Source organism: Gordonia sp. AC31, assembly GCF_031844505.1.
Classification (GTDB): domain Bacteria; phylum Actinomycetota; class Actinomycetes; order Mycobacteriales; family Mycobacteriaceae; genus Gordonia; species Gordonia hongkongensis.
Genome location: NZ_JAUZVK010000065.1, coordinates 1 through 2,077, shown reverse-complemented (window position 1 = coordinate 2,077; position 2,077 = coordinate 1). Strand labels below are relative to the sequence as shown.

Annotated in this window: 2 protein-coding genes; both read right to left on the bottom strand. The window is 66.2% G+C overall.

From position 1 onward, the window contains the following. The coding region (locus tag Q9R39_RS24525) for a condensation domain-containing protein (protein ID WP_311278438.1) at nucleotides 1–1,492 on the bottom strand (1,492 nt) is incomplete at its 3' end. A 37-nt stretch (nucleotides 1,493–1,529) separates the two neighbouring features. Beyond that, nucleotides 1,530–2,030, bottom strand: a complete 501-nt coding sequence (locus Q9R39_RS24520; RefSeq protein ID WP_311278437.1) for a transposase — start codon at nucleotides 2,028–2,030, stop codon at nucleotides 1,530–1,532. Nucleotides 2,031–2,077: the final 47 nt, after the last annotated feature.

Below are 2,077 nucleotides of genomic sequence, written 5' to 3'. Positions count from 1 at the left end.
TGGCGGCGCGCTCGGTGGCGTCGACGAGGTCGATGTCGCCGACGATCACGTCGGGATCGGCGAGGCCCGCGTCGAGGACGTCGACGATCCGCGCACCGATGCGTCGCACCGTAGGCTCGTCGAAGAGGTCGGTGGCGTACACGATCCGGCCGGCCAGGCCGGCGAGGGCACCGGCGTCGTCCCGATCGGCGGACATCCCGATCATGAGGTCGAACCGGGCAGCGGGCGCACCGGCCTCGACGGGCGTGATCGTCAGTCCCGGCGCGGACAACTCCCCCACGGAGGTCTGTTCGAGGGTCAGCAGCACCTGGGTCAGCGGCGCGAACGCCTCGCTGCGCGCCGGGGCGAGGGCATCGACGAGGTTTTCGAAGGGCACGTCGGCAGCGGCGAACGCATCGAGGTCGGTGTCGCGCACCAACCGGACCAGTTGCTCGAAGGTGGCCGAGGCGTCGACCTCCGTGCGTAGGACCAGAGTGTTGACGAACATGCCGATCAGGGCGTCGAGTTCGGCACGGCCACGGCCGGCCACCGGTGAACCGACCGCGATGTCCGACGTCTCCGACAACCGGGACAGCACCACCGCGACCGACGCGTGCAAGACCATGAACACGGTCACGCCGTGTGCGCGGGCGAACGACTCGATGCGGGGTGCGAGACCCTCGGGCAGGTCGAGGTCCACCACCGCCCCGCGGAGGGACGCCACCGGCGGCCGGGGTCGGTCGGTGGGCAACTCGAGAACCTCGGGCAGGCCGGCCAGGTGATCGCGCCACCAGCGCGACTGCCTGCCGAGTTCGGAGTCCGGATCGTCGATCGAGCCCAGGGCGCGCTCCTGCCAGAGCGCGACGTCCGCGTAGTGCACCGGGAGCGGAGGACGGACAGGCGCGCGACCCTCGACGCGGGACCGGTACGCGTGCAGGAGATCGTCGACCAGGGGCGCCAGTGACTCGCCGTCGGCGGCGATGTGGTGCAGCACGACGACCAGCACGTGGTCGTGTGCACCGCAGTCGTCGGGATCGGATCCGAGAATGCCCGCACGGATCGGGAGGTCGCAGGTGACGTCGAACGGTTCCGCGGACAGCGTCTCCACCCCGGCGGTCCGCCACCACTGGTCGACGGTGACGTCGTCAGCCGCGGCGATGTCCTGCCACGGCCGGCCATCCGGGCCCTGTGGGTAACGCGTCCTCAGCACCTCGTGACGGTCGATCACATCGGCGAGTGCCGCGCGCAAGGCGACGACGTCGAGACGACCACGCACCCGTAGGGCGAACGGGATGTTGTAGGCCGATGACCCCGGATCGAACTGGTTGATGAACCACATGCGTTGCTGCGCCGGCGACAACGCGAGGCGGGCAGGACGCGGGATCGAACCGAGGTCTGGTGTCTCGGCGGGTGAACCGCTGTCGGTGCGACGGGTCGCGTCGACGAGAGCAGCCATCGCGCGCACGCTCGGTGCATCGAAGAGTTCACGAACGCCGAACGGCACACCGAACACGTGAGGATCTCCTGACGTATAAGTGGGCGGATTCCCGTCAGCTTTGATGGGGAAGCGTCGGGCATGCGCCGCCTCGGGTGAGGTTGGCCATCGCGATCAGAGCTTCGGGTGTGTGAAATCCATACGACCGCTTCGTCAATGATCGGAGATGGCAGTTCGTTGCTTCCACTCGCGCATTGCTCATCTGACACTCGACCGCGTTGTGGATCTGCACTTCACGTTTACGGATACTCGTCGCCATAGTGCGAATCTCGGGGATACCGGAGGATTCCGCCTTCCTAATCCATCGTCGCAACGGAGCCCAACATGAAGGGTAGGCACCTGAAAGTATGTGTCGTATCTCTTCTTTCATCTGATAGGCGCGGGCAAGCTGGCTGTTTACGTCGCTGACGACGATGGATTGCAGCCGCTGTTGATTCTCGGTGAGGTTGTCAGGATTCTTCAGCAACGCCCACCTCAACCGGCCACGTTCCACCGGGGGTGTCAGATGGTCTGTGTAAGTCCGGTGCTCATCAGTGAGAGGACAATCTATGAGCATGGCGTTAGACGACAAGCAGCACGACGACGGTCAGCAGCTGCCTGAGC

Coding starts and splice junctions, on each gene's coding strand:
- Q9R39_RS24520 (WP_311278437.1), bottom strand. CDS start 2,030: ATGCTCATAGATTGTCCTCTCACTGATGAGCACCGGACTTACACAGAC.